The sequence below is a fragment of the Mesorhizobium sp. CNPSo 4671 genome (assembly GCF_057784245.1).
In genome coordinates, this window is record NZ_JBWLUW010000009.1 from 82,395 (window position 1) to 107,004 (window position 24,610).

Consider the following 24,610-nt stretch of genomic DNA (forward strand, 5'->3'; position numbering starts at 1 on the left):
TCAAGCCTTTCCAGGAACAGTCCTGATCACCGTGCCCCAGGGATCCTCGCGGGTCGTTTCGCTGGCCACATTGTCGGACCGCATCTCGACCCAGGCGAGGCCTGAGCGCGACGCGTCGCGGCGGCCGGCGCCTGAGCTCTGCCAGGCATTGGCGCCGATATGATGGTGGTAATGCCCTGACGACAGGAACACGGCCTGGCCGCCATATTTGGCCACCGTGTCGAAGCCGAATTCCTGGTTCCACCAGGCTTCGGCCTCTTCCGGCCTGCCGACACGCAGATGGACATGGCCGACAATGCTGTTTTCCGGCGCGCCTTGCCAGCCGGCATCGCCTGCCGGGACTTCGGCGACAATGGACGGAATATTCAGCCGCTCGGTCGCCATGGCGATCTTGTCGCCGTTCCATTTCCAGTCCTGGGGGCGGCGGTCGGCATAGATCTCGATGCCGTTGCCTTCGGGGTCGGTCAGGTACAGCGCTTCGCTGACCAGATGGTCCGAAGCACCCTCGATGGCGATCTTGTCTGATATGGCGTGGTTGATCCAGCGGCCGAGATCGGCGCGGCTGGGCAACAGGAAGGCCGTGTGGAACAGGCCGGCGCTGCGCGGATCGTCCGGCTTGGCGGAGGCATCCGGCTCGAGCACCAGCAACGGACGGCTGCCGGCGCCGAGCGTGATCGCGCCATCGGCACGGCTCAACTCCTGCAGGCCGACAACCCGGCGGTAATAGGCAGCGAGGTTTTCGGCATCGCGCGCCTTCAGCCCGACGCGGGCAACGCTCACCGGCGTGGTGGCGGCAAATGGCAGTTCGCTCATCATTGTCTCCGTTGCGGCCACGCTTGATGAAGCTCCCAAAGCCAGGAACCCGGCGCCGCCGATCATTGTACGTCGTGTCAGCGCCAAAATCCGGTCCTTCACGGCTGTTTCTCTCCTGATGAGAGATCGTCTATCGTGATCGTTCACACAAGACCGCGAAAAGCGAACATGGTGTTCACCATTGTGATCGAGAGCTTGTCCATCGACGGTTGCATGAGACAATCGCGCTCGCTATCTCAGCGCCATGAAAGTCAAAGATGCAGATATCCTGATCGTTCCGGGCTACACCAATTCCGGACCTGAGCATTGGCAGACCCGCTGGCAGTCGAAACTGTCGACGGCGCGGCGCGTCGATCAGGCGGAGTGGTCGAAACCGGTGCGCGAGGACTGGACGGCGAGCGTGGCCAAAGCCGTCAACGAGGCCGAGCGGCCGGTCGTCATCGTCGCCCATTCGCTTGGCGTCGCGGCGGCGGTGCAAGCCATCCCGCACTTCGTCAAGCCGGTCGCCGGCGCCTTCTTCGTGGCGCCGCCCGATGTCGCCAATCCCAAGATCAAGCCGAAGCACCTGATGACCTTCGGCCCCTACCCGCGCGAACCGCTGCCTTTTCCGTCGATCGTGATTGCCAGCCGCAATGACCCGTTCTGCGCCTTCAATGTCGCCGAGGACATTGCCGGTGCCTGGGGCTCGCTGTTCATCGATGCCGGCGAGACCGGCCATCTCAACCAGGATTCGGGCTTCGGCCCCTGGCCTGAGGGATCCATGACCTTCGCCAAGTTCCTGACGGACCTTTAGCCAATCAAGCATTCACCGGAATGCAGTGTTTTGCGGCTATAGCTGCCGCAACACTGGCCAGCAGCCCGGCTTCGCAGCAGGCAACGTGTCGCGCAGGCCCGGGCTGTTGTGAGGCAAAGGCACAGACTTGAACAAGGATGAGTCACTGGAATTCGTGCGGGGCGTCGCTTCAATTGTGGTGATGTTCTGGCACGTGATGCTTGCCTTTGCGCCGTCGCAAAGCGGCATCTTTGCAAATGGCCCTGCCGATTCCTTGCAGACGAGCCTCCTCTTCGTCGTGTTGAATGGCAAATCAGCCGTGTTTCTGTTCTTCGTGCTTTCATCCTTCGTGCTGGTGAAGCGCTATTATACCAGCCGCGAGCCGCGAGACCTGCTGGTTGGAGCACTCAAACGGTTGCCGCGACTGGCCGGCCCGGTACTCGTCACGGTTCTTTTCTCCTGCCTCCTCTTCAAGCTCGATCTTTATTTTTTCCTTGATGCAGGCGCGTTGTCAGGGTCGCCCTGGCTGACGAGTTTCGCCTCTGCCTCAAAAGTGTTGTCACCCGATGCAGCCAGCTTTCTGGATGCCTTTAATCAGGGCGCGTGGCGGACATTCATCCTTGGCGACTATTATTATGACGGCAGCCTATGGACCATGTGGTACGAGTTCTGGGGCAGCCTCATGGTGTTTGCCCTTGCGCCGGCCATTTTCTCCTTCCAAGACCGCATACCACTGCTTTCCTGGTTCGTCCTACTCTCCGGCGTTTTCATAGCATTGCTGGTGAACTTCATTTTTATCGCCTTTCCAATCGGCCTCTCGCTCTATCTCCTGCTCGGCTGGAAATTTCGTCCGACCACATGGTCAAGGATCGCGATCATCGCGGTCTCACTCGTGATGCTGGGCTATGCGGGGAATGGCGTCGGTATTTACCGACCCTTGGCCGTGCTGGAGATCGACGGGCTCTCCGAATATAGACGACAGGCCTATGTCGCTACGCTGGGCAGTCTCATGCTCGTCTATGCCGTGCTGACCTTGGAAAAGCCGCCGCTATGGTTGACTGGCAAAGCGGCGCGTTTCCTCGGCGACTTATCTTTTCCACTCTATCTGGTGCATATTCCTGTTATCGGCTCGCTTGGATCATGGGTAGCCCTGGCCAGCGGTTCGGTTGCGCTGGGCGCAGCCGTGGCCATGCTGGGTTCAATCGTGGCGGCGCTACCGCTGATGGCATTCAACAATTGGTGGGTTGCTCTAATCGCCAGCCTGTTCAGTAGGTTCCGCCACCGTAGCGCGATGGCCACAGCGCGCGATGCTGCTCATGTCTCATCCCGACCGGTCGGCTGATAACCCGCCGACTTTGACGAGGCGGATCAGGCGTCAATCGAATCCTTGATGCCCTTGAGCAGGGTCTTTGCCCCCAGCGAAATCAGCGCATGCTCGGATCCCGTGGCGAGCAAGCGGTAGCCCATCGACACGACACGGCCGGCAATTGCCGGTTCGACGACATAGATCGCCGCATGTTTTCCGGCCTTGCGGGTGCGTTCGGCGACCGATGCTATCGTCTCCATCATGCTTTCCAGCGTCGAATTGACGATCGTACCGTTGCTCCAGGCGATCGAGAAATCCGATGGCCCGAGGAAAATGCCGTCGATGCCCGGCGTGTCGAGAATGCCGTCGAGCGCATCGAGCGCGGCGCGCGTCTCGACCATGGCAAAAGCGATCGTGCGCTGGTTGGTGTCGCGCAGCCATTCGGCATAGTCGCCCTTGCCATGGCGCGGGAAGGCATAGGTCGGGCCCCACGAGCGCTCGCCGAGCGGCGGATATTTCATCGCCGCTGCGAACAGCTTTGCGTCGGCCACCGAGTTCACCATCGGCGCGATGACCGCCTCGGCGCCGAAATCGAGCGCCCGGCTTGCCATGTCGAAACGACCAACGGGAATGCGCACCAGCGCCGGCTTGTTGGCGGCAAGCACGGGCATGAGACCGCGCAGCACGCTGTCCTCGTGATGACCGCCATGCTGCATGTCGAGCGTGATGGCATCGAAGCCCTGTTTGGCAAGAATCTCGACGGTCAAGGCGTCCGGCACGCCCGACCAGGCGGTGACCAGCGTTTCATCGGCGGCAAGACGGGACTTCAGGGACATCTATCTCTTTCCTTGTTAAGGATCACAGTTTCAGCCGGAAACCGCGGCAAAGGCAAAGAAAAACCGCCCGGCTTGGCCGGGCGGTCGATTGGTCCAGTCATCCTTTTCGCCGCAGATCCCGTCGCAAAAACCGTGGGACACTTTTGCGGAACCTGCTCCGGCCGGGTATCAGGTGTTCTTGATCTGCTCGATCGCCTGCGCCATCAGTTCGTCCATGGTGCGGCGGATCTGATGGTCCGACTGCTCGACGCCGGCGGCGTCGAAATCCTTGCGGATCTTGCGGAACACGTCGTGATCGCCGGCTTCCTCGATGTCGGAAACAACGACTTCCTTGGCGTAGGCATCGGCATCAGTGCCCGATTTTCCGAGCTTTTCGGCGGCCCACAGGCCGAGCGCCTTGTTGCGGCGTGCCGAGGCCTTGAACCGAAGCTCCTCGTCGAATGCAAATTTGCGCTCGAAGCCCTCTTCGCGGTCTTTCATGCTGCTCATGGCGTCCCTCCGGGTCAAATCCGATTCGTTGGCAAGTGATATGTGTGTTGCCAAAGCACAAACCAAAAGGTCGCGGGCCGGTCAATACGCTTCGTCATATGCTGCGCTGCGGCATTTCAGTCCCGAAAGCGGTTGGTTGGACGGATTTGCCGATTGAGCAAACGATGTGATTGGGATAGACCCGGCATTGAACCCAACCGTCGCCACACTAATTTAGGCAGACGGACAGGAACTGGTCGCTTGCCGCCTGCCCGCAAATCCAGAGAAAAAATCAGATGAAAAATCGCCGCCGCATTTATGAAGGCAAGGCCAAGATCCTCTATGAGGGACCGGAACCGGGCACGCTGATCCAGTTCTTCAAGGACGATGCAACCGCGTTCAACAAGAAGAAACACGAGGTCATCGACGGCAAGGGCGTGCTCAACAACCGTATTTCCGAGTACATCTTCAACCATCTGAACCGCATGGGCATTCCCACCCACTTCATCCGCCGGCTCAACATGCGCGAGCAGTTGATCAAGGAAGTCGAGATCATTCCGCTCGAAGTGGTGGTGCGCAATGTCGCCGCCGGCTCGCTGTCGAAGCGCCTCGGCATCGAGGAAGGCACCGTTTTGCCGCGCTCGATCATCGAATTCTATTACAAGGCAGACGCGCTCGATGATCCGATGGTGTCGGAAGAGCACATCACCGCCTTCGGCTGGGCAAGCCCGCAGGAGATCGACGACGTCATGGCGCTGGCCATCCGCGTCAACGATTTCCTCTCCGGCCTGTTCATGGGCGTCGGCATCCAGCTCGTCGACTTCAAGATCGAGTGTGGTCGACTGTTCGAAGGCGACATGATGCGCATCGTCGTTGCCGACGAGATTTCGCCCGACTCCTGCCGCCTGTGGGACGTGGCGACGCAGGACAAGCTCGACAAGGACCGTTTCCGCCGCGACATGGGCGGACTCGTCGAAGCCTACCAGGAAGTCGCCCGCCGCCTCGGCATCATGAACGAGAATGAGCCACCGCGCCCGACCGGTCCGGTGCTTGTCGCGTCGACCGACGGCCTCAAAGGCAAGCCGCACTGAACCAAGACCGATATTAGAACAGGAGCATGTCCAGCGTGATTAAGGCCCGCATTACCGTCACCCTCAAGAACGGCGTTCTCGACCCCCAGGGTAAGGCGATCGAACACGCTTTGTCCGGCCTGGGTTTTGATGGCGTCGGCGCGGTACGGCAAGGCAAGGTGTTCGACGTCGAACTGGCGGAAAGCGACAAGGCCAAGGCCGAGGCCGATCTGAAAGCCATGTGCGACAAGCTGCTGGCGAATACGGTGATCGAGAATTATAGCGTGACGCTGGGCTGAAGCTGCCTTCCCGCTAATGGATTGCGAGTTGGCCCTCGCCGGGGCTGGAAACAACGGCCAACCCCTGCCCACAAGCAATAATCTGCTTTAGACGGGGCGCTGGTTCTGTTGTCTGCGAATCCACAAAAAGTAGATCGCAACGGCGCCGATGACGATCATGAGCAGCTTGTAGGCCATTCGCTGGATGTCGCCATTATCGAACACCTTGTCGATCCCCTCCGGGCTGGCCGGATTGCGCAGCACCTCGATCTCGGCGCCAACCGATGTCGGGAAATTCACATAAAAATCTCCGACCACGTCGAACGAGTATTGGCCACCGTCCGGAGAACGATAGGCAAGCTTTGCGGTCGGGACTTTCGTGATGCGCCAGACACCGGTGCCCGGCGTCGGCGTTGACGGGATCATGTCGGCGTCAGGAGAGCAATCGGCACGGGACTGCTCCACCCATTCGCGCCTGACTTTGACCTCCAGCACACATTGCATGCCGGTCTCGACCACATTCACTTTTTGCCGTTCCCAGGTGAATGTATGAATGAACCGGGCAATGGCGGGCTTCATGGACGACGCGCCAACAAAAAAAAGCGCCGCTGCCAGAATGGTCGCCGCGAGCTTGAACGTGATTCGTCCAATTGCCATGCGGCGCTGAGACCATTTCAGGGCTCGCAGCTGGATTTCCCTCACTTGCGGATCGTCGGAAAGCTCGTTCGGATCACGCCCGTCAATGATTGCGCGCCGCAGGATCGTCAACACCATCATGCTGGCCCAGCTCAGGATGACGACGACGAGAAGGCTCCAGTATAGTCTATAGAAAGTGGTGTAGTGGCTGGCGATACAGGCATTCGCGAGGTCGATCCGCGACATGCCGTGACGGCCGCCCGCGTACCACCCACCGTCTTTCGAAATGAGCGGCAGCAGCAACAATGCCGTAAGGACCGTCCCGACTAGGAAAAGCCTGCGGTAAACGCGAAAGCTTCTCTTGTAGCTGAAGACATCAATCAGATCCGAGACGACCAGCCCCGCGGACATCACGCCCAGGCCGACCGAAATGATCGTGGTCGCCAGCAGCAGGCGCGTGAACGAGACAGCGCATGCTCCCAGGTCCGTATCGAGGGAAAGCCAGGTTGAAAAAAGCGTTCCGGTAGAGGGGCTAGCATCCCACACAAGCATGAACGCAAACGCGCAAAGCGATGCTATGATCGTTGCCGAGACCCACATGCTGCGTCGAACATTTTCGCGCTCTTTGATCTTGTCGCTGTCCACTCGAGCCTCAGTCATTCGTATGCAAATTCATCTTGCGAGTAGAGATGTTAATTTCGGGATTCGTACTGTAGAAAATCCTCGATAAGGTCTCTCGAAGCCCACAGACGTGGGCGTAGACTTAATCAACAGTAACCGCCTGAAACCTTCGTGGACGCTCTTCAGCAAGAAATCTTGGTATGGGCGGTTTGACCGGCGGGCTCCCACTCGCTAGACCGGCACGCGATATCTCAAATGAACGGACTGAAATAAAGCCGCCCAAGCACAGTGGCGCGACCGCTTCTTAAATGCCAAACGACACGCAAATCTCGAAATTCATGAGCCTGGTCCTGCGGCACGCGCCGCAGGACGCGGGATTATCGCTCGGCGAGAACGGCTGGGCTGATTTCGGCGCGCTTTGCGCGGTCATCCAGACAAAATTCGGCGCATCGGCCGCCGATGTTTTGCGCATCGTCGAAGAAAATCCGAAAAAGCGCTTTGCCGTCGACGGCGATCGCATCCGTGCCGTGCAGGGTCACAGTGTCGATGTCGATCTCGGCCTGCCGCCGTCGGTTCCGCCCGATGTCCTCTTCCACGGCACCAAGGAAGAGTTTCTACCCGCCATTTTGCGTGAGGGCCTGACCAGCCAGTCACGCCAGCATGTTCACTTGTCAAAAGATGTCGAAACGGCTCTGATCGTCGCTCGGCGCCGCGCCGGAAAAAGTGTTATCCTGCAAGTCGACTCGGCAGCCATGACCAAGGATGGGGTGTCATTCTTTCTCTCCGATAACGGTGTCTGGTTGACCAACCACGTTCCACCCCGGTATCTCACTCAGATGCTCGAACGGGAATTGCCATGAAATCCGCCGTCGTCCTTCTGCCTGGCCTCAACCGCGACCGCGACATGATCGCAGCGCTGACCAAGATTTCCGGACATGCGCCGACTACCGTCTGGCAGACCGACACCGAAATCCCGGATGTCGACCTGATCGCCATCCCAGGCGGCTTCTCTTTCGGCGACTATTTGCGTTGCGGCGCGATCGCGGCGCGCATGCCGGTGATGCGGGCGGTTGCCGAAAAGGCCGCCAAGGGCGTCACAGTCATCGGCGTCTGCAACGGTTTTCAGATCCTGGTCGAGGCCGGCCTGCTTCCGGGGGCGCTCATGCGCAACACGTCGCTGAAGTTCGTCTGCCGGCAGGTCAAGCTCGAAATCACCAACGCCAACACCATGTTCACCCGCCGCTATCAGCCGGGCCAGATCATCCGCTCGCCGGTGGCGCACCACGACGGCAATTACTTCGCCGACGCCGAAACTCTTGCCCGCCTCGAAGGTGAAGGCCAGGTCGTGTTCCGCTATGCCGAGGGTACCAACCCCAATGGCTCGATCAATGACATTGCCGGCATCATCAACGAACAAGGCAATGTGCTCGGCCTGATGCCGCATCCCGAAAACCTGATCGAAGCCGCCCATGGCGGCAGCGACGGCCGTGCCCTTTTCGAAGGCGCGCTCGGCATCGCCGCGTGACATCAACAAGGCAAAATGCCTTGAAAAACAGCCGGACAGTTCAGTCCATCCATTGGGCAAGTCCGCTTTGAGGGGAGAGAGACGGTCATGAAACTCTATTCGCGGCCGTTGTCGCCCTACTCGTCGATCGTGCGGGCGCTGGCCTATATCAAGGACGTGCCGCTCAAGATCATCGCGCCACCGCCGGGTTTTCCGATCCCCGAGGAGTTTCGCGCCGTCTCGCCGATGAACCGGATTCCAGTGCTGATCACCGGCTCGGGCGAAACCATCGTCGAATCGGTGGTCATCGCCGAATATCTCGAGGAGCGGTTTCCGGAACCGGCGCTGCTGCCACCCGATTCCAAGGATCGCGCGCTGGTGCGCATGTTCGCCCGCATCACCGATCTCGACGTGCTGACGCCGACAATGAAGCTTTTCGAGCTGCATTTCGTACCGAAGCGCAACAATGCCGAGATCGACGCCCAATTCGCCCGCCTGCATCACGGGCTGGCGGTGATCGAGGCGCGCATGGTGCAAGGCCCCTTCGCACTCGGCAACGACATCAGCTTCGCCGACGCCTGGCTGACGCCGACGCGGTTCATCTTCAACAATTTCCGCGCCATGACGGGCCGCCACGCCTTGCTCGACGCCTATCCCAAATTCGATGCCTACGAACAGATCGCCTCGCAGCATCCGGCCTTGTCGCGGGTCTGGGGCGAGATGACCGACGGCCTGAAGATCTTTCTGTCCGAACTCGAGATGGGTGCCGCTTGATCAGGAGCAAGACGATCGTTCTCGTCGCCGCGGCAGGCTTTGCCCTGGCGTCGTGCCAATCGACCCCGAAGAGCACGCCTGTGCCCTCAGGCAAGAGCGCGGCGCTGCTGGCCATGGAACAGGTTGCGATCGCTGCCCACAAATGCTGGATCGCCAGCAAGGACCCGGCCTTCAAGCAATATCAGATGGCCAATGAGTTGAACTCGTTCAGCGGCACGCCGCGCTTCCTTCTGGTGCCGGCCAAGCACTACGGCGGCAAACCGTTGCTGGTCGTGCAGGCGCAAGGCAATTCGAGCCGCGTCGACGCGTTCGGACCGCTGATGAACGATCCGCTCGGCGCGCGCATCGGCTCTGACATTGCCCGCTGGCAGGCCGGTAATCCGGCTTGCGCCGCAACGGCCTGATCATGGGCCGCTTCCTGCAGGTGACGGGTCTGGCCATTGGTCTGGCTAGCCTCGTCCTGCAGTTCTGCATCAGCATTCCAGCGTCGATGGACGCCGGGCGCAGCCTGCTCGGCTCGATCGTCTTCCTGTTCAGCTTCTTCACCATCCTGACCAACATCGGCGCCGTGCTGGTGCACACGTCCTTGCTGTCATCCACCGGCTATGCCTGGCTGCCGGCCTTCGCCGGGTCACGAATGCGGGCGGGCGTCGCGGTTTCGATCACCCTGGTCTTCATCGTCTATGCCACGGTCCTGGCGCGGCTCTGGCAGCCGCAAGGACTGTTCCTGCTCTGCGATGTGCTGCTGCACTACGTAACGCCGGTGCTGTTCGTGCTGTGGTGGCTGATCGCGGGCGCCGACGGCAGGACAAGATGGAGCGACATTTCCTGGTGGGTACTCTATCCCATCGCCTATCTGGCCTATGCGCTGGCGCGGGCGCCGTTTGCCGCCGAGGTGCCCTACCCCTTCCTTGATGTCGCCAAGAACGGCGCAGCCAGTGTCGCCATGGCGGCATTGGCCATCACCGCGCTGTTCCTGGTGATCTGCGTCGTCGCCGTTTTTATCGATCGCGGCATCGGCCATCGCGGAGCCAAACGGGTCCGCTAAGCTTGGCCTCTAATCCCAGAAACGCCTGATGCCCTCGCGGTGAGCATCACAACGGGAGATACCGATGTCCTTGAGCTGATCGTCGGTCATCTCCAGCAATGCCAGCCGGCCGCGCCGGCGCTCCAGCAAATGGTCGATCCATCGTGCCAGCGACATGACCACGCGCACCAGACGGCCGACAAAGCCTCGCTGGCCGGATGGCTGCAGCGACTCGCTCGGAAACGCGGCTCTTGAATGACGGATTGTCGCGATTGTATCCATTTTCTTTCTGCCAAAACTCTCAATTGCACCCTTTTTTGTGCGTGATTGATATGTATTGACTCATATTCCGGTGCAATATAGAAAATTGTCACCATGACAAATTGGCTCCCAGATCTGACCTCCGGCACCGGGCCGCTCTATCAACGCCTTGCCGAGTCCGTTGAAGCGGGCATCGACCAGGGCGTGATCGGTGCTGGAACAAAACTGCCGCCGCAGCGCGACCTCGCCTATGACATCGGCACCACCGTCGGTACGGTCGGCCGGGCCTATCAATTGCTGCGCGAGCGCGGGCTCGTGAGCGGCGAAGTGGGGCGTGGAACCTATGTGCTTGGCCGGCGCGCCGACGGCGTGAAACCGGAGGCGCCCGACGTCACAGTGGAAGGCACGCGCACCGTCGATGCGCCGCAGGGCAAGCTGCGTTTCGACAGCACGGCGGCGCCCGATGTCGGCCAGGGCACTGACGTCGCAGATGTGCTGTCGCGCACGGCGCAGGATCATCCCCATGAAATCTCGAGCTATACGCGCGATTTTCCAGGCCGCTGGTACGAAGCTGGCGCCCGCTGGCTGGCGAGAAACTCCTTCCGCCCGACCGCCGACAGCATTGTTCCAACGCTCGGCACCCATGCCGCGGTGATGGCGGCGATCGCCGCACTCACCACGCCCGGCGATTATGTCGCCTTCGAACACCTCACCTATTCGCAGATATCCCGTAGTGCCGGGCTGATTGGCCGGCGCACCGCGCTGGTGGCGTCCGACGACGAAGGTCTCGACCCGGCCGATTTCGAGCGCGTCTGCGCGCAAAAGCATCCGAGGATGATCTTCCTGATGCCGACGGCGCAGAATCCGACCCTGACGACATTGTCCGCTGCGCGGCGCGTGGCGATCGCGCGTGTCGCGCGCGAATACAACGTCATCCTGATCGAGGATGACCTCTACGGCCACCTGACCGACGATCCGACACCGTTGCTTGCCGAATATGCCCCGGAAAGAACCATCGTCGCCGGCGGCCTGTCGAAATCGGTGGCGGCCGGAATCCGCGGCGGCTGGCTCTCCTGCCCTCCTGCCTATCGCCACCGGATCCGTGTCGCCCACAAGATGATGACCGGCGGCATGCCCTTCCTGCTGGCGGAGGTGAATACAAGGCTGGTGCTTTCCGGTCAGGCCAGCGATATCCGTAAGCGCTGCATCGCCGAAATCAGCGCCCGCATCGCGATCGTGCGCGAGACGCTGGCCGGCGTCGCGTTCAAGTCACACGACAAGGTGCCCTTCGTCTGGCTGACTTTGCCCGATCCCTGGCTTTCCGGCACCTTCAAGAATGCCTGTCTGGAACACGGCGTGCTGATCGACGACGAGGACGAGTTCAAGGCCGGCCGATCCGAACAGGTCTTTCACGGCGTCCGCTTCGGCACCTCGCAGCCGAGACAGCGCGGCGATGTCGCCAACGGCGTTGCCGTCATCCGGCGCCTCCTCGACGAAGGCCGCGCCGGCTATGACAGCTTCTCCTGAGAGAGCTGAATGGATCAACCCTCAGCCTTGAAGTTTCTGGCTTCCTCCTTGGCCTTGTCCTTGCCGTGCTTTTCGGCCAGTTCCTTGGCCTGCCCGGGCGAAACGTCGGTGGTCTCGGCAATATGCATGGCCTCCTTGTCGGAGAGGCGATTGTCTTTCTTGCCTTGCTTGCTAGCCATGGTCCGGTCTCCTGAATGGTCGCAGACCCAACGGCCGGGACGCCATAGCGTTCCCCATTCGGCTTTGCATCCCTCACAGTGATCTCGGGCGCCTGCAAGCCCCGGTGCGGGCCTGCCCCGGGCATCACCTTGTTGCTTTCTGTCTTTTTTCGTTCATCGACGGGTGTATCGGCCGCAAAGCTTGCGATAAGAGGGGACTCAAAATCCCCGCTCCATGGACATACATCGCCGCCCATGACCATTTCCAATTCCGTGCCGATCACCCCCGAGCTCATTGCCGCGCATGGGCTGAAGCCAGACGAGTATCAGCGCATCCTCGATCTCGTCGGCCGCGAGCCGAGCTTCACTGAGCTCGGCATCTTCTCGGCGATGTGGAACGAGCACTGTTCCTACAAATCCTCGAAGAAGTGGCTGCGCACGCTGCCCACCACCGGGCCGCAGGTCATCCAGGGACCAGGCGAGAATGCCGGCGTCGTCGACATCGGTGACGGTGACTGCGTCGTCTTCAAGATGGAAAGCCACAACCACCCTTCCTTCATCGAGCCCTACCAGGGTGCGGCGACCGGCGTCGGCGGCATTTTGCGCGACGTGTTCACCATGGGCGCGCGGCCGATCGCGGCGATGAACGCGCTGCGCTTTGGCGCTCCCGATCACCCCAAGACCAGGCATCTCGTCGCGGGTGTGGTGTCGGGCGTTGGCGGCTACGGCAATTCCTTCGGCGTGCCGACGGTCGGCGGCGAGGTCAATTTCGACGCCCGCTATAACGGCAACATCCTGGTCAACGCTTTTGCCGCGGGCCTCGCGAAGACCAATGCCATCTTCCTGTCGGAAGCCAAGGGCGTCGGCCTGCCGGTCGTCTATCTCGGTGCCAAGACCGGCCGCGACGGGGTCGGCGGCGCCACCATGGCGTCGGCCGAGTTCGACGACAAGATCGACGAGAAGCGTCCGACCGTGCAGGTCGGCGATCCCTTCACCGAAAAATGCCTGCTCGAGGCCTGCCTCGAACTGATGGCCTCGGGCGCCGTCATCGCCATCCAGGACATGGGTGCGGCCGGCCTCACCTGTTCGGCGGTCGAGATGGGCGCCAAGGGCGATCTCGGCATCGAGCTCGACCTCGACAAGGTGCCGGTGCGCGAGGAGCGCATGAGCGCCTATGAGATGATGCTGTCGGAAAGCCAGGAGCGCATGCTGATGGTGCTGCGCCCCGAGAAGGAAAAGGAAGCCGAGGCGATCTTCCACAAATGGGGTCTCGACTTCGCCATTGTCGGCAAGACCACCGACGATCTGCGTTTTCGCGTGCTGCACCAGGGCGACCAGGTCGCTGATCTGCCGATCAAGGACCTCGGCGACAAGGCGCCGGAATATGACCGCCCCTGGGTCGAGCCGAAAAAGCCGGCGCCGCTCGCCGCCAATGACATCCCGCAGGCCGATGTCGCGGACGCGCTGCTGAAGCTGCTCGGCGGACCGGACCTGTCCTCGCGCCGCTGGGTGTGGGAGCAGTACGATACGCTGATCCAGGGCAATTCGCTGCAGCTTCCCGGCGGCGATGCCGGTGTGGTGCGGGTGGAAGGCCATGCGACCAAGGCGCTCGCCTTCTCGTCCGACGTGACGCCGCGCTATTGCGAGGCCGATCCCTATGAAGGCGGCAAGCAGGCCGTGGCCGAATGCTGGCGCAACCTCACCGCCACCGGCGCGCTGCCGCTGGCCGCCACCGACAACCTCAATTTCGGCAATCCGGAACGGCCTGAGATGATGGGCCAGCTGGTCGGTGCGGTGAAAGGCATCGGCGATGCCTGCCGCGCGCTCGGCTTCCCGATCGTGTCGGGCAACGTCTCGCTCTACAACGAGACCAACGGCCAGGGCATCCTGCCGACACCGACCATCGGCGGCGTCGGCCTCATCGCCGACTGGTCGAAGATGGTGCGCGCCGGCTTTGCCGCTGAGGGCCAGATGATCCTGCTGGTCGGTGCGCCCCCCTCCTGGGGTACGCATCTTGGCCAGTCCGTCTATTTCAGAGACATCCATGGCCGCACGGACGGCCCGCCGCCGCCGGTGGACCTCGCGCATGAGAAGCGCGTCGGCGACCATGTGCGTTCGCTGATCGCGTCAGGCATCGTCACCGCTGCGCATGATGTTTCCGATGGCGGCATCGCGGTGGCGCTGGCCGAAATGGCGATGGCGTCGGGCATCGGCGCGACGGTTCCCGGGCTTGTCGGCACCGATCCGATCCCGGTCTGGTTCGGGGAGGATCAGGGCCGCTATCTGCTGACACTGTCGATCGATCCGCATGGCGACGAATGGGACGCCATCCGCAAGCAGCAGGGCGAGCTCGGCATTTTCGCGCCGTGGATCGGCTCGACCGGCGGCAACACGCTGAAGCTCGGTGACGCCAGGGCGATCCCGGTCAGCGACTTGAAGGCCGCGCATGAAGGCTGGTTCCCCCGCTTCATGGACCAGGCCAGTTGAGCACACTGGCCGTCCGGGCGCTGCTTGCAGTCGTCTTCTGGCCGTCGCTGTTCTTCTTCTGGTTCCTCGGGCCGTTCGTCTTCTTCCTGCTGTCGACGACCTCGAGCGAGGTTTGTCCGCTGCTGGAAAGGCGCGAGCAGTTCCTGGCTTCGGCCAATGGCACGCTGCCCATGCTGGTGCTGCAGAACCTCATCTATGCGGTTCCGATCATCTGCCTCGTGCTTTGGAGCCGGCTTTTGCCGGAACCCGCGAGGGCAAGCCGGGTCGTCACCTGCATCAAGCTTTTCGCTGTCGCAGCCGTCCTGGGCGCATTGTGGGAATATGGCTCTTCGCTTGTCTGCGATGGTTACGGCCAGCCGTTCTTCTCGCCAGCCTGGCAAATGACCAGCTACCTGCCGATCGCCGATCTGGCGGTCAACATCCCGCTCTATGTGCTGGTCTTCAGCCTTGGTCGCGCCTTCTCGATGCGCGAAGACGACCTTGCGACCGATGCGGTCCATCCGGACAGGAATGCGTCCTAGGCGACAATCGCGCTGGTGCAGGACGGAACGGCTTCAATCGCGGCCGGAAAGGCTTTAGGTTTATCCGACTCTCATCGCACGGGCGGCAACGTTGCCGTCCGCCCGAAACAGGAATTGTGCCATGGCAATGGATGCCCACGACATCGAAAAACTGATCAAGGACGGCATTCCGGACGCCAAGGTGACGATCCGCGACCTCGCCGGCGACGGCGACCACTATGCAGCGGAAGTCGTCGCCGAGAGCTTTCGGGGCAAGAGCCGCGTCCAGCAGCACCAGATGGTCTATGACGCGCTGAAGGGCAATATGGGCGGCGTGCTGCACGCACTGGCGCTGCAGACCAGTGTTCCCGACTGAGGCAGTTCCCACCAACCCGCTTGGCCCAAACCCGCCCATCCTTTGCGCCATTTCGGCCCAGGCGCGGCTAATGTCTTGTTTCGGGCAACCTATGGGTTTATTTGAAGGACATGCTTCGAGCCTGTCTCCCACAGGCGTGAAAGGATATTCCATGAGCGGTATCAACGACTACATCGACAATGAAGTGAAGGGCAACGACGTCGTGCTTTTCATGAAGGGCACGCCCGGGTTCCCGCAGTGCGGTTTTTCCGGCCAGGTCGTCCAGATCCTCGACTATATCGGCGCCGATTATAAAGGCGTGAATGTCCTGGACTCTGCAGAGCTGCGCCAGGGCATCAAGGACTATTCCAACTGGCCGACGATCCCCCAGCTCTACGTCAAGGGCGAGTTCGTCGGCGGCTGCGACATCATCCGCGAGATGTTCCAGGCGGGCGAGTTGCAGACGTTCCTCGTCGAGAAGGGCGTGAGCGTCAAAGCCACTGCCTGATTCGGTTTCGGGCAGGTCGTAGCGACTGCACTGAACGCCGGGGCAGCCCAACCTCGGCAATTTATTATGTCCCGATATCGGGACCAAGACGAGCCAATGCGCCGGCCCGCCGGCGCATTTTCGTTTGAGAGATCGGACTTGCCGTGGACCAGCAATCATCAGCGCCGCAATCGGCAAGCAAACTGCCTATTGCGCGCTGGGAGTTCATTGCGCTGTGCGCGGCGCTGATGGCGCTGAATTCGCTGGCCATCGACATCATGCTGCCGGCACTGCAGCAGATCGGTGCCTCGCTCGGCGTCGAAAATGAAAACCACCGGCAATATGTGGTCACCGCCTATATTCTGGGTTTTGGCGGCGGCCAGCTGTTCTTCGGGCCGATCTCGGACCGTTTCGGCCGCCGCTCACCGCTTGTCGCGGGTCTGATCATCTATGTGGCGGCAGCGGCCGCAGCAGCCATCGCGCCAAGCTTTGAAACGCTGCTGATATGCCGCGCCGTGCAAGGCATTGGGGCGGCCGCCACACGCGTCATCGCGGTCTCGATCGTACGCGATACGTTCGAAGGCCGGCGCATGGCCGAGGTCATGTCGCTGATCTTCATGGTGTTTATGGCGATACCGGTCATCGCGCCCGGCATCGGCCAGTTCATCATGCTGTTCGCGACCTGGCACTACATCTTCGTCACCATGGCCGTCGGCGCCCTGATCGTATCGGCGTGGTCGCTGCTGCGCCTGCCTGAGACGCTGCGCCCCGAATATCGCCGGTCCCTGACGGTCTCCTCCGTCGTCGGTGGATTCCGCATCGTGCTCACCAACCGCATCGCGCTCTGCTACGCCTTTGCCAGCACCTTCGTCTTTGCCGCCATGTTCGGCTTCATCGCCTCGGCGCAGCAGATCTATGTCGACATCTTCAATGTCGGCGAGATGTTCCCCGTCATCTTCGCCGGGGTCGCAGGCGTTCTCGCCTTCTCCAATTTTCTGAATTCACGCCTCGTCGGCCGCATCGGCATGCGCCGGCTGTCGCAGAGCGCGCTGCTGCTGTTTCTGGTCATCAGCCTGGCCTGGCTGGTCGTTTCGCTGGAAATCAAGATGCCGCTCTGGCTGTTCGTCACCTTCTTTGCCAGCGCCATGCTTCCCTTCGGCGCGCTTGGCGCCAATTTCAACGCATTGGCCATGGAGCCGCTCGGCCAACTGGCCGGCACGGCGTCGTCCATCCTGGGTTTCATGCAGACGTTTCTCGGCGGCATTCTCGGCACGCTGATCGGCCAGGCCTTCAACGGCACGGTGACGCCGCTTGCCGCTGGCTTCTGCAGCGTCTCGGTCGCGGCGCTGCTGATGATCCTCATCGCCGAGCGCGGCAAGATGTTCCAGCCGCACAACCCGCCCGTTTCAGGGCATATCACCGACCTGCATTAGAACGGTTCACCGTTTCGCGGAAACGGCGAACCGCTCTAACTCCTTGTTTTAACGCAATTCCCAAGGGAAAGCGCCCACACTTTTCCTGGAATTGCTCTAGGTGAGGCACCTCAGGATGCACCTTGAATCGCCGCCGTGAAGCGAGGCGCAAGCAAACGCCCTGCGATTGCTCCGCCCATACTGTCCGAAAAGGGCAAGGGCAGAGCCTCGTCGAGTGCCTTGAGGATTGATGCGACGAAGGCCCGGCTGAGTTGCGGATCGGTCCCGAGATCCGAATAGGTGGCGCGGGGCTTGCCGATCAGCGTGCCGTTGCGGCGAAGCGAGAACTGCAGCGTCAGCGACATGCCCGCGGTTCCCGCCGGCGGCCTCCAACAGGCGTAGATGGCGTCCGACATCTCCTTGAGGGTGTCGACGGGATCGGGACTGTGGCAGGGGCGCTCTTGCGCGATTGCCGCATTGGCGTTGGCAGACAAGACGAGAGCCGCCGCAAACATTGCGAACCGAGATTTCATTCAAGAGCCCCCAGCGAAGCACCAATTCTTCGGCCGCGCAAACCGCTGGCCGCAGGAATTGATCCTACCCAGCCCACAGTTCGCGGCGCAACTCCTGCCAGCTTTCCCGGTCGGGCGCGACCAGCAGGCCGCCGCCGACATGCGACGGCAGGTAGGCTGTGCCGTCGAAGCGCGCGGCATGGCCGCCGGCCTCTGCGTGGATCAGCACGCCGGCGAGATGGTCCCAGGGCATCAGCTTGTTATAGACGACGAAATGGCCATGGCCACTGGCCAGCAAGCGGTATTCGTGGGCGGCGCAGCGGTAATTGAACTGCGACAGCGTCTTGGTCTGGTTGCAGGCCAGCCGCGTGCGGTCGGGCTCGGCCATATATTGCCAGGAGACCGCCCCGGTCATCCCTGAGATCGGCGCGCTTGCGGCAACCCGCACTGTCTCCAGGCTGCCATGCGCGTGGCGGATATGGCTGCCGGCACCCTTGGCGCCGATCAGCCAGTCCTTGCCGACCGGATCGTGGATGATGCCGGCGACCGTCTCACCCTTGACCACGACGCCAAGCATGACGCCGAACAGCGGCACGCCGGAGGCGAAATTGAAGGTGCCGTCGACCGGGTCGATGACGAAGGCCAGATCGGCGTCGCCCAGACCATCGAGCAGCGCCGGATCGTCGGAACAGGCTTCCTCGCCGACAACCATGGCCGAAGGATAGCGCTGGCGCAGCTTGGCGGTGATCAGCCGCTCGGCGTTGACATCGGCTTCCGTCACCAGATCGGCGGCGGAGGTCTTCTGCCTGACGTCGCCATCGCCCAGCCGGCGAAAACGAGGCATGATTTCGGTGTCGGCGGCCTCGGCCAGCAGGCTGGCCAGCCAGTCGATCGCATTGTCGTCAAATGTCATCGGAAGCGTCTTGTCCTGTGATGAGGGTCTGGTTCAGAGCGGCGAAATCGAACAGTTTCCGGTCGAGCAGATGCGAGGGCCTGGTGTTGGACAGCGCGCGGATCATCGTGTCCTTGCGGCCGGGCATGCGCTTTTCAATGTCCTCCAGCATCGCCTTCATGGCGTTGCGCTGGAGGCCTTCCTGGCTGCCGCAGAGGTCGCAAGGGATGATCGGGAACCGCATCGCCGCGGCGAATTTCTCGAGGTCGATTTCTGCGCAATAGCTCAGCGGCCGCAGCACCATGACGTCGCCTTCGTCGTTGAGCAGCTTTGGCGGCATTGCGGCAAGACGGCCGCCATGGAACAGGTTCATGAAGAAGGTTTCGAGAATGTCCTCGCGGTGATGGCCGAGCACCAGCGCCGAACACCCCTCCTCGCGCGCGATGCGATAGAGATGACCGCGCCGCAGCCGCGAGCAGAGCGAGCAATAGGTGCTGCCCTCAGGCAGCTTGTCGGTGACCACCGAATAGGTGTCCTGGTACTCGATGCGGTGGGCAATGCCGTTGGTGTCGAGGTAATCGGGCAGAATGTGCTTGGGGAAATTCGGCTGGCCCTGATCGAGATTGCAGGCTAGCAATTCGACCGGTAGCAGCCCGCGCCATTTGAGGTCGAGCAGCGTGGCAAGCAAGCCGTAGGAATCCTTGCCGCCCGACAGCGCGACCAGCCAGCGCTGGCCCGGCTCCACCATCGAGAAATCCTCGATCGCCTGGCGGGTCAGCCGCAGCAGCCGCTTGCGCAATTTGTTGAACTCGACCGAGGACGGCACATCGGCGAACAGCGGATGGGAGCCGCCTTCGGCGGCCGGTTCAAGCGTCTCTATGTCTGGTTGCATGTTCATGGCGCGGCGGCCCCGGATGTGACGTCCGCCCGGATTAGCGCATCGGCCGGAGAATCGAAACCGCAAAGCGGATGTGCCAAAACAAAAAGGCCGCCTCGAGGGCGGCCTTTCGGTATCGCGGAAATGCGTTCGCTCAGCGCGAGTAGAATTCGACGACCAGGTTCGGTTCCATCTGGACGGCGAACGGAACGTCCGCCAGGCCGGGGATGCGCGAGAAGGTCGCGACCATCTTGTTGTGATCGGCTTCGATATAGTCCGGCACGTCGCGCTCGGCGAGGCCGACCGATTCCAGCACGATGACCAGCTGCTTCGACTTTTCGCGCACTTCGACGACGTCGCCCGGCTTGCAGCGGTACGAGCCAATGTTGACGCGCTTGCCGTTGACGTTGACGTGGCCGTGGTTGACGAACTGACGGGCGGCGAAAATGGTCGGCACGAACTTGGCGCGGTAGACGACCGCGTCGAGACGCGACTCGAGCAGGCCGATCAGGTTCTCCGAGGTGTCGCCCTTGCGGCGATCGGCCTCTTCATAGACCTTGCGGAACTGCTTTTCCGAAACGTCGCCATAGTGACCCTTCAGCTTCTGCTTGGCGCGCAGCTGCAGGCCGAAATCGGAAAGCTTGCCCTTGCGGCGCTGGCCGTGTTGGCCGGGGCCGTATTCGCGCTTGTTGACCGGGGACTTCGGGCGGCCCCAGATGTTTTCGCCGAGACGGCGGTCGATCTTGTATTTCGCGGATTCGCGCTTGCTCATCGCATTCCCTTTTCAAAACAACACACCCGGCACCTCATGGTCCGGGTGAAGGAAACGCGCCCTCCTCTGGCCTCCGTTTTCGAGACCTGACAGGGTTTTCCCACGCAACGCGGCGGAAAACCCACGGGACACGTCAGTTCAAACAAAACCAGAAACCAAGGCAACCGGTCTTGCGCATACAAAACAAACACCGGACATCGCTGCCCGGCGTTGGCGGCTGATTAAACCGAGAGTTAACCGGTGTCAAGCTTGTGAGTGGAACGGCGCAACGCAACCCTCTAGCGTTCGAGGCGTTATGCGATGCCGGATGTGGCGGGAGGTTTTGCGCCAACGGCACCAGGAAGGGATCTGGAGCTTGAGGAGTCCAATTAACATGAAGAAGTTCTTCCTTACCTTGGCAGGAGCAGCGGTGCTTGCAGGTTCGATGGCGGTGGCGCCGGAACCGGCCATGGCGCGACATTGGCACGGCCACAAACAAGTGTGCCGCGTCATCGTCAAGAAGAGGGTGGTGTGGCGGCACGGCCATCGCAAGGTGATCGTGACAAAGGTAAGGCGCTGCCACCGCTGGTAAGGCAAACATTTCCAGAGATTTTGCTTGAAGAAGCAAGGCCCGCAGTTCCGCTGCGGGCCTTGTGTGTTTGGTCAATGTTTCGCGAGCGATACTCAGTCTTTCGACTTCCTTTCCGGCAGCCCCTTGCGCTTGGTCTCGGCGAATTCCTCGAGCTGCTTTTCGCTCATGGATTCGTACATTCCCTTGGAAGCGCCTTTGAGCTCGCTCTTTTTCGTCTCGCCGCGCTTGGCGGAGAGCGCGGCGCCTGCGGCTTTCTGCTGGGCTTTCGAAGTGGCTGGCATGGCGGTTTCTCCTTTGCTGTCAGGAGAAACGCCGCGTTGTGGCGGCGGTTCCAGCGCCAGCTGTCCGGTTCCTCGGCCGGCTGTGCCAGCCCATCAGGCGGCCGGCTTTGGCGATTCGCCGGCAGCCTTCCCGTCTCCAAAGCCCTGGTGTAGGACGGCTGAATGAAGTCGCTGACAGACCCCTCACAAGCTCTCTCCACCGGCCTGGCGAAAATCCGCACCGAATTCCACGTGCCGGATGGATTTCCGGCAGACGTCGTGGCAGCCGCGGAAGCGGCGGCCAGACGTGTGCCGAACCAGCATGCCGATCGAACTGATATGCCCTTCGTCACGCTCGATCCGGCGGCCTCCACCGATCTTGACCAGGCGTTCTCGATCGAGGCGAGCAGCCGTGATCTTCTGCTGCATTATGCCATTGCCGACGTGGCCTGGTTCGTCGAGGACGGCGACGCGGTGGATGTCGAAGCCTGGAACCGGGGCCAAACGCTTTACCTGCCGGACAGCAAGGCCGGGCTCTATCCCCCGGTGCTTGCCGAGGCTGCGGCGAGCTTGTTGCCGGATGGACCGCGTCCGGCTGTCATCTTCACGGTTCGGGTCGCCGAAGACGGCGCGGTGAAGCTGGACGGTGTGGAACGGGCAATCATTCAAAGCCGCGCGAAGCTCGCCTATGACAGCGTGAGGGCCTCCGACGTTCCGTCCGACTTCGCCGAATTGGCGCGGCGCATTGCGGCAAACGAAGAGCGTCGCGGCGCTTCCCGCGTCGACCCGCCCGAGCAGGAGGTGGAAAGGCTCGCCGACGGCACCTTCCGGCTTGCCTTCAGACCGCTCCTGCAATCCGAGCAGGACAATGCAGCACTTTCGCTGGCCGCCAATATGGCGATTGCCGACGCCATGCTGGCGCACAAGACCGGGCTGTTCAGGGTCATGTCCGGGCCGGACGCTTCCAAGGTGCAAAGACTGCGCAACGCCGCACAGGCCCTCGGTCTGTCCTGGCCGGCCTCTACCGGCCTGCGCGACTACCAGCGCACGCTTGACCCGGCCGACCCGAAACAGGCGGCGTTGATGCTGGAAATCCGCCGTGCAGGCAACGGCGCGTCCTACCAGCCCTATGTGGAGGGCGTTGTCCCCTGGCATGAAGCGATGGCCGCCACCTATGCCCACGCCACCGCACCGCTCAGGCGGCTGGCCGACCGCTACGTCGTGCGCTGCGCGCTGGCAATCGCCAACGGTCAGCCCGTGCCGCAGGCCGTCAGCGATGCGTTCGCTGGATTGCCGAAGGTGATGGGACGTGCGGATGCCCGCGCCTCGCAGATCAACCATGCGGCCATCGACCTTGCCGAGGCGGTCATGCTCAGGGGACGAGTGGGGGAAACGTTCAAAGCCGTCGTCACCGACTTCGTCGACCATGGCGTGCGCGTTCAGCTTGCCGACATGCCTGTCGTTGCCACCGTGAAGGCCACCGGATTCAGACAGGGTGACGGCGTGACACTAAGGCTGGTGTTGGCCGATGCGGATCAACGTAGCATCGCCTTCGAACCCGTTTAGGCGGCAGACGTTTCCGCTACCAATCCAAAGCCCTGCATCAGCCGGCTGACGGCGAAATCCGCCTTGCCTGACGTGAAGACCGCGATATCGGGCTCGCCTTGTGGTAGCGGCCCATCGACGGGCGGCAGCAGTGAGAGCGCCCGCCGGGCGATCGCTTCGGCCGGATCGATCCAGTCGACCGGCCAGGGTGCGGTCTTGCGCATGCGGTTGACCAGGAAGGGATAGTGCGTGCAGGCCAGCACGACGATGTCGGTCCTGAGCCCCTCATGCTCCATGAAGCAGGGCGAGATCTCCGCGCGCACGGCTTCCTCGTCGACAAAACCCTCGCGCATATAGACTTCGGCAAGCCCCGCCAGCCTGTCGCTGCCAACCAGGCGGACATGGCATTTCTGCGCCCATTTGCTGATCAGGTCGCGCGTATATTGCCGCTTCACCGTGCCCGGCGTCGCCAGCACCGAGACCAGACCCGAGCGGGTGCGCTCCGCCGCCGGCTTGACCGCCGGCACGGTGCCAACGAAGGGATGGCCCGGAAATCTGTCGCGCAGCGCATCGATCACCAGCGTCGAGGCGGTGTTGCAGGCGATGACGGAAATCGCCGGCGTGAACCTGTCAAGCAGCTTGGCGAACAGTTCCAATATGTGTGTCCGCAGCGCAGGTTCCTCCCAGGCGCCAAACGGAAAGGCGGCATCGTCCGCGACATAGATGAAGCGCCGGTCCGGCATCAGCACGCGCGCCTCGCGCAAAACGGTCAACCCGCCGACGCCGGAATCGAACATCAGGATCGGCTGGTCAGTCATTGTCGGTTCCCTTGCCGCCCAGCGGCGGTGCGTCCTCATCGTCACCGGCAGGCCGGTGCGCCGGGCGATCGGATTCTGCCTTGCCGGCGCGCGCGGCGGCCGGAAGCCGCCTTGGATCATCGCCCGGCGAGCCATCGCCACGCGGCATTGCCGGCGAGAACCTGTCGAGGGACGAGATGATGCCGCGCAGCACCTTGAGCTCCGGCTCGGCAAAGCCGGCACGCGTCAGCACGGCACGCAGATTGTCGACCATTTTCGGCTTCTTCGGCGCCGGCCGGAAATAGCCGCGCGCTTCCAACGCGCCTTCGAGATAGGCGAACAAGCCGTGCAATTCTTCCTTGCTTGCCGGTTTCATCTCCGGCCCGGTGAAGTTGGTCTTGGTCTCGTCCTCCAGGCCCGACTTCATCCACTCATAGGACATCAGCAAGGCCGCCTGGGCGATGTTGAGCGAGGAGAAATCAGGATCGACGGGAAAAGTGACAATCTCGTCGGCAAGCCCGACCTCGTCATTGTAGAGACCGAAGCGCTCGCGGCCGAACAGGATGCCGGTGCGCTGCCCCATGCCATGACGGGCGCGCAGCACCCTGCCCGCTTCCACCGGACCGCGCACGGCCTTGAAGCCGTCGCGCTGCCTGGCGGTGGTGGCGAAGACGAAGTTCAGGTCGGCAAGCGCCGAGGTCAGGTCGTCAAACACCTTCACGGCGTCGATGACATGGTCGGCACGGCTGGCGGCGGCGCGCGCTTTCTCGCTCGGCCAGCCGTCGCGCGGGTTGACCAGGCGCAACTCCGACAGACCGAAATTGGCCATGGCGCGGGCGACCATGCCGATGTTTTCGCCGAGCTGCGGCTCGACGAGAATGATGGCCGGACCAGCGGCTGGAGCGTTATCGGGATCTTTGGTGACGGGCATGATTGTCAAAGAACTGCTGTTTGCGGCATTTCAGCGTCCCCTGCCATATTCGGCCGCGAAAATGAAGCATTCGCAAATGATTGCGTCGACAGCCCGCATTCGTGACCGATCGCCGTTTGCGCGGCCAAAAACGCTTTGATATACGGGCGGCATCTCCCGGC

30 protein-coding genes are annotated in these 24,610 nt (G+C 62.0%); 17 read left to right on the forward strand and 13 right to left on the reverse strand.

Features of this window, described 5'->3' with window-relative positions; genetic code table 11:
* Entirely contained in the window at positions 1-813 is an 813-nt protein-coding gene (locus AC04SF_RS24130) for a VOC family protein (protein WP_096445319.1), read from the reverse strand.
* A gap of 244 nt (positions 814-1,057) precedes the next feature.
* Between AC04SF_RS24130 and AC04SF_RS24135 the strand changes: the two genes are divergently transcribed.
* Together AC04SF_RS24135 and AC04SF_RS24140 are read left to right on the forward strand one after the other, a co-directional pair.
* On the forward strand, positions 1,058-1,606 hold the full coding sequence (locus tag AC04SF_RS24135; RefSeq protein ID WP_488479822.1) for an RBBP9/YdeN family alpha/beta hydrolase: 549 nt from the start codon (positions 1,058-1,060) through the stop codon (positions 1,604-1,606).
* A gap of 127 nt (positions 1,607-1,733) precedes the next feature.
* Positions 1,734-2,927: an acyltransferase family protein gene (locus AC04SF_RS24140; protein WP_488479823.1), complete on the forward strand. Its 1,194-nt coding sequence runs from the start codon at positions 1,734-1,736 to the stop codon at positions 2,925-2,927.
* 26 nt (positions 2,928-2,953) lie between these two features.
* On the opposite strand, the gene AC04SF_RS24145 is transcribed toward AC04SF_RS24140, so the two are convergent.
* A complete protein-coding gene (locus tag AC04SF_RS24145; protein ID WP_488479824.1) occupies positions 2,954-3,727 on the reverse strand; it encodes an HpcH/HpaI aldolase family protein in 774 nt (257 codons plus the stop codon).
* 168 nt (positions 3,728-3,895) lie between these two features.
* A complete protein-coding gene (locus AC04SF_RS24150; RefSeq protein WP_183458649.1) occupies positions 3,896-4,216 on the reverse strand; it encodes a DUF1476 domain-containing protein in 321 nt (106 codons plus the stop codon).
* A 275-nt stretch (positions 4,217-4,491) separates the two neighbouring features.
* On the opposite strand from AC04SF_RS24150, the gene purC reads away from it, so the two are divergent.
* Together purC and purS are read left to right on the forward strand one after the other, a co-directional pair.
* Positions 4,492-5,286, forward strand: coding sequence for a phosphoribosylaminoimidazolesuccinocarboxamide synthase (gene purC / locus AC04SF_RS24155; RefSeq protein WP_013532127.1), 795 nt, complete (start codon positions 4,492-4,494; stop codon positions 5,284-5,286).
* Positions 5,287-5,321: 35 nt separating this feature from the next.
* Entirely contained in the window at positions 5,322-5,564 is a 243-nt protein-coding gene (purS, locus tag AC04SF_RS24160; RefSeq protein ID WP_096457228.1) for a phosphoribosylformylglycinamidine synthase subunit PurS, read from the forward strand.
* Between the two features lie 87 nt (positions 5,565-5,651).
* Here purS and AC04SF_RS24165 read toward each other — a convergent pair whose 3' ends face one another.
* Positions 5,652-6,824 (reverse strand): hypothetical protein, encoded by a 1,173-nt coding sequence (locus AC04SF_RS24165; protein ID WP_488479825.1) that lies wholly within the window; start codon positions 6,822-6,824, stop codon positions 5,652-5,654.
* A gap of 284 nt (positions 6,825-7,108) precedes the next feature.
* On the opposite strand from AC04SF_RS24165, the gene AC04SF_RS24170 reads away from it, so the two are divergent.
* The 5 genes from AC04SF_RS24170 (at position 7,109) to AC04SF_RS24190 (ending at position 10,126) form a co-directional block, all read left to right on the forward strand.
* Entirely contained in the window at positions 7,109-7,660 is a 552-nt protein-coding gene (locus AC04SF_RS24170; RefSeq protein WP_488479826.1) for an RNA 2'-phosphotransferase, read from the forward strand.
* A complete protein-coding gene (gene purQ, locus AC04SF_RS24175) occupies positions 7,657-8,325 on the forward strand; it encodes a phosphoribosylformylglycinamidine synthase subunit PurQ (protein ID WP_488479827.1) in 669 nt (222 codons plus the stop codon). Before AC04SF_RS24170 ends, purQ begins: the two co-directional genes overlap by 4 nt.
* Positions 8,326-8,412: 87 nt before the next feature.
* Entirely contained in the window at positions 8,413-9,078 is a 666-nt protein-coding gene (locus tag AC04SF_RS24180) for a glutathione S-transferase family protein (RefSeq protein WP_488479828.1), read from the forward strand.
* Positions 9,075-9,482 (forward strand): hypothetical protein, encoded by a 408-nt coding sequence (locus AC04SF_RS24185; protein WP_096445304.1) that lies wholly within the window; start codon positions 9,075-9,077, stop codon positions 9,480-9,482. The genes AC04SF_RS24180 and AC04SF_RS24185 overlap by 4 nt, the downstream gene beginning before the upstream one ends.
* A 2-nt stretch (positions 9,483-9,484) precedes the next feature.
* On the forward strand, positions 9,485-10,126 hold the full coding sequence (locus tag AC04SF_RS24190; RefSeq protein ID WP_488479966.1) for a Pr6Pr family membrane protein: 642 nt from the start codon (positions 9,485-9,487) through the stop codon (positions 10,124-10,126).
* A 9-nt stretch (positions 10,127-10,135) separates the two neighbouring features.
* On the opposite strand, the gene AC04SF_RS24195 is transcribed toward AC04SF_RS24190, so the two are convergent.
* A complete protein-coding gene (locus AC04SF_RS24195) occupies positions 10,136-10,387 on the reverse strand; it encodes a DUF1127 domain-containing protein (protein ID WP_488479829.1) in 252 nt (83 codons plus the stop codon).
* A gap of 93 nt (positions 10,388-10,480) precedes the next feature.
* Here AC04SF_RS24195 and AC04SF_RS24200 point away from each other — a divergent pair, with 93 nt between their 5' ends.
* Entirely contained in the window at positions 10,481-11,893 is a 1,413-nt protein-coding gene (locus AC04SF_RS24200) for an aminotransferase-like domain-containing protein (protein ID WP_488479830.1), read from the forward strand.
* Between the two features lie 14 nt (positions 11,894-11,907).
* Here the strand turns inward: AC04SF_RS24200 and AC04SF_RS24205 are convergent, their stop codons facing one another.
* On the reverse strand, positions 11,908-12,072 hold the full coding sequence (locus AC04SF_RS24205) for a hypothetical protein (RefSeq protein WP_202350504.1): 165 nt from the start codon (positions 12,070-12,072) through the stop codon (positions 11,908-11,910).
* Between the two features lie 234 nt (positions 12,073-12,306).
* Between AC04SF_RS24205 and purL the strand changes: the two genes are divergently transcribed.
* The 5 genes from purL (at position 12,307) to AC04SF_RS24230 (ending at position 17,313) form a co-directional block, all read left to right on the forward strand.
* Positions 12,307-14,538, forward strand: coding sequence for a phosphoribosylformylglycinamidine synthase subunit PurL (purL, locus tag AC04SF_RS24210; protein ID WP_488479831.1), 2,232 nt, complete (start codon positions 12,307-12,309; stop codon positions 14,536-14,538).
* Positions 14,535-15,059, forward strand: a complete 525-nt coding sequence (locus AC04SF_RS24215; protein ID WP_488479832.1) for a hypothetical protein — start codon at positions 14,535-14,537, stop codon at positions 15,057-15,059. The genes purL and AC04SF_RS24215 overlap by 4 nt, the downstream gene beginning before the upstream one ends.
* 121 nt (positions 15,060-15,180) lie before the next feature.
* Positions 15,181-15,414, forward strand: a complete 234-nt coding sequence (locus AC04SF_RS24220) for a BolA/IbaG family iron-sulfur metabolism protein (RefSeq protein WP_010909092.1) — start codon at positions 15,181-15,183, stop codon at positions 15,412-15,414.
* 151 nt (positions 15,415-15,565) lie between these two features.
* Positions 15,566-15,901, forward strand: a complete 336-nt coding sequence (grxD, locus tag AC04SF_RS24225; protein WP_095201472.1) for a Grx4 family monothiol glutaredoxin — start codon at positions 15,566-15,568, stop codon at positions 15,899-15,901.
* A gap of 143 nt (positions 15,902-16,044) precedes the next feature.
* Positions 16,045-17,313: a multidrug effflux MFS transporter gene (locus AC04SF_RS24230; RefSeq protein ID WP_244734140.1), complete on the forward strand. Its 1,269-nt coding sequence runs from the start codon at positions 16,045-16,047 to the stop codon at positions 17,311-17,313.
* A gap of 110 nt (positions 17,314-17,423) precedes the next feature.
* Here AC04SF_RS24230 and AC04SF_RS24235 read toward each other — a convergent pair whose 3' ends face one another.
* The 4 genes from AC04SF_RS24235 to rpsD all read right to left on the reverse strand — a co-directional run bounded on the left by AC04SF_RS24235 (position 17,424) and on the right by rpsD (position 20,345).
* Positions 17,424-17,825: an energy transducer TonB gene (locus AC04SF_RS24235; RefSeq protein ID WP_096445292.1), complete on the reverse strand. Its 402-nt coding sequence runs from the start codon at positions 17,823-17,825 to the stop codon at positions 17,424-17,426.
* A 64-nt stretch (positions 17,826-17,889) separates the two neighbouring features.
* Entirely contained in the window at positions 17,890-18,717 is an 828-nt protein-coding gene (locus tag AC04SF_RS24240; protein ID WP_488479833.1) for an inositol monophosphatase family protein, read from the reverse strand.
* A complete protein-coding gene (gene ttcA / locus AC04SF_RS24245; RefSeq protein ID WP_488479834.1) occupies positions 18,707-19,594 on the reverse strand; it encodes a tRNA 2-thiocytidine(32) synthetase TtcA in 888 nt (295 codons plus the stop codon). The genes AC04SF_RS24240 and ttcA overlap by 11 nt, the downstream gene beginning before the upstream one ends.
* A gap of 133 nt (positions 19,595-19,727) precedes the next feature.
* On the reverse strand, positions 19,728-20,345 hold the full coding sequence (rpsD, locus tag AC04SF_RS24250; RefSeq protein WP_013895883.1) for a 30S ribosomal protein S4: 618 nt from the start codon (positions 20,343-20,345) through the stop codon (positions 19,728-19,730).
* 373 nt (positions 20,346-20,718) lie between these two features.
* On the opposite strand from rpsD, the gene AC04SF_RS24255 reads away from it, so the two are divergent.
* Entirely contained in the window at positions 20,719-20,916 is a 198-nt protein-coding gene (locus AC04SF_RS24255; protein WP_027028656.1) for a hypothetical protein, read from the forward strand.
* A gap of 92 nt (positions 20,917-21,008) precedes the next feature.
* Here the strand turns inward: AC04SF_RS24255 and AC04SF_RS24260 are convergent, their stop codons facing one another.
* Entirely contained in the window at positions 21,009-21,197 is a 189-nt protein-coding gene (locus AC04SF_RS24260) for a DUF3008 family protein (protein WP_488479835.1), read from the reverse strand.
* 162 nt (positions 21,198-21,359) lie between these two features.
* On the opposite strand from AC04SF_RS24260, the gene AC04SF_RS24265 reads away from it, so the two are divergent.
* Entirely contained in the window at positions 21,360-22,742 is a 1,383-nt protein-coding gene (locus tag AC04SF_RS24265) for an RNB domain-containing ribonuclease (protein WP_488479836.1), read from the forward strand.
* On the opposite strand, the gene murI is transcribed toward AC04SF_RS24265, so the two are convergent.
* Both murI and AC04SF_RS24275 read right to left on the reverse strand, forming a co-directional pair.
* Positions 22,739-23,539, reverse strand: a complete 801-nt coding sequence (murI, locus tag AC04SF_RS24270) for a glutamate racemase (RefSeq protein WP_488479837.1) — start codon at positions 23,537-23,539, stop codon at positions 22,739-22,741. The two genes, AC04SF_RS24265 and murI, sit on opposite strands and share 4 nt — an antisense overlap.
* The gene (locus AC04SF_RS24275) at positions 23,532-24,449 is read right to left on the reverse strand and encodes an RNA methyltransferase (protein WP_488479838.1); all 918 of its coding nucleotides are present in this window, start codon (positions 24,447-24,449) and stop codon (positions 23,532-23,534) included. Before AC04SF_RS24275 ends, murI begins: the two co-directional genes overlap by 8 nt.
* Positions 24,450-24,610 lie beyond the last annotated feature (161 nt).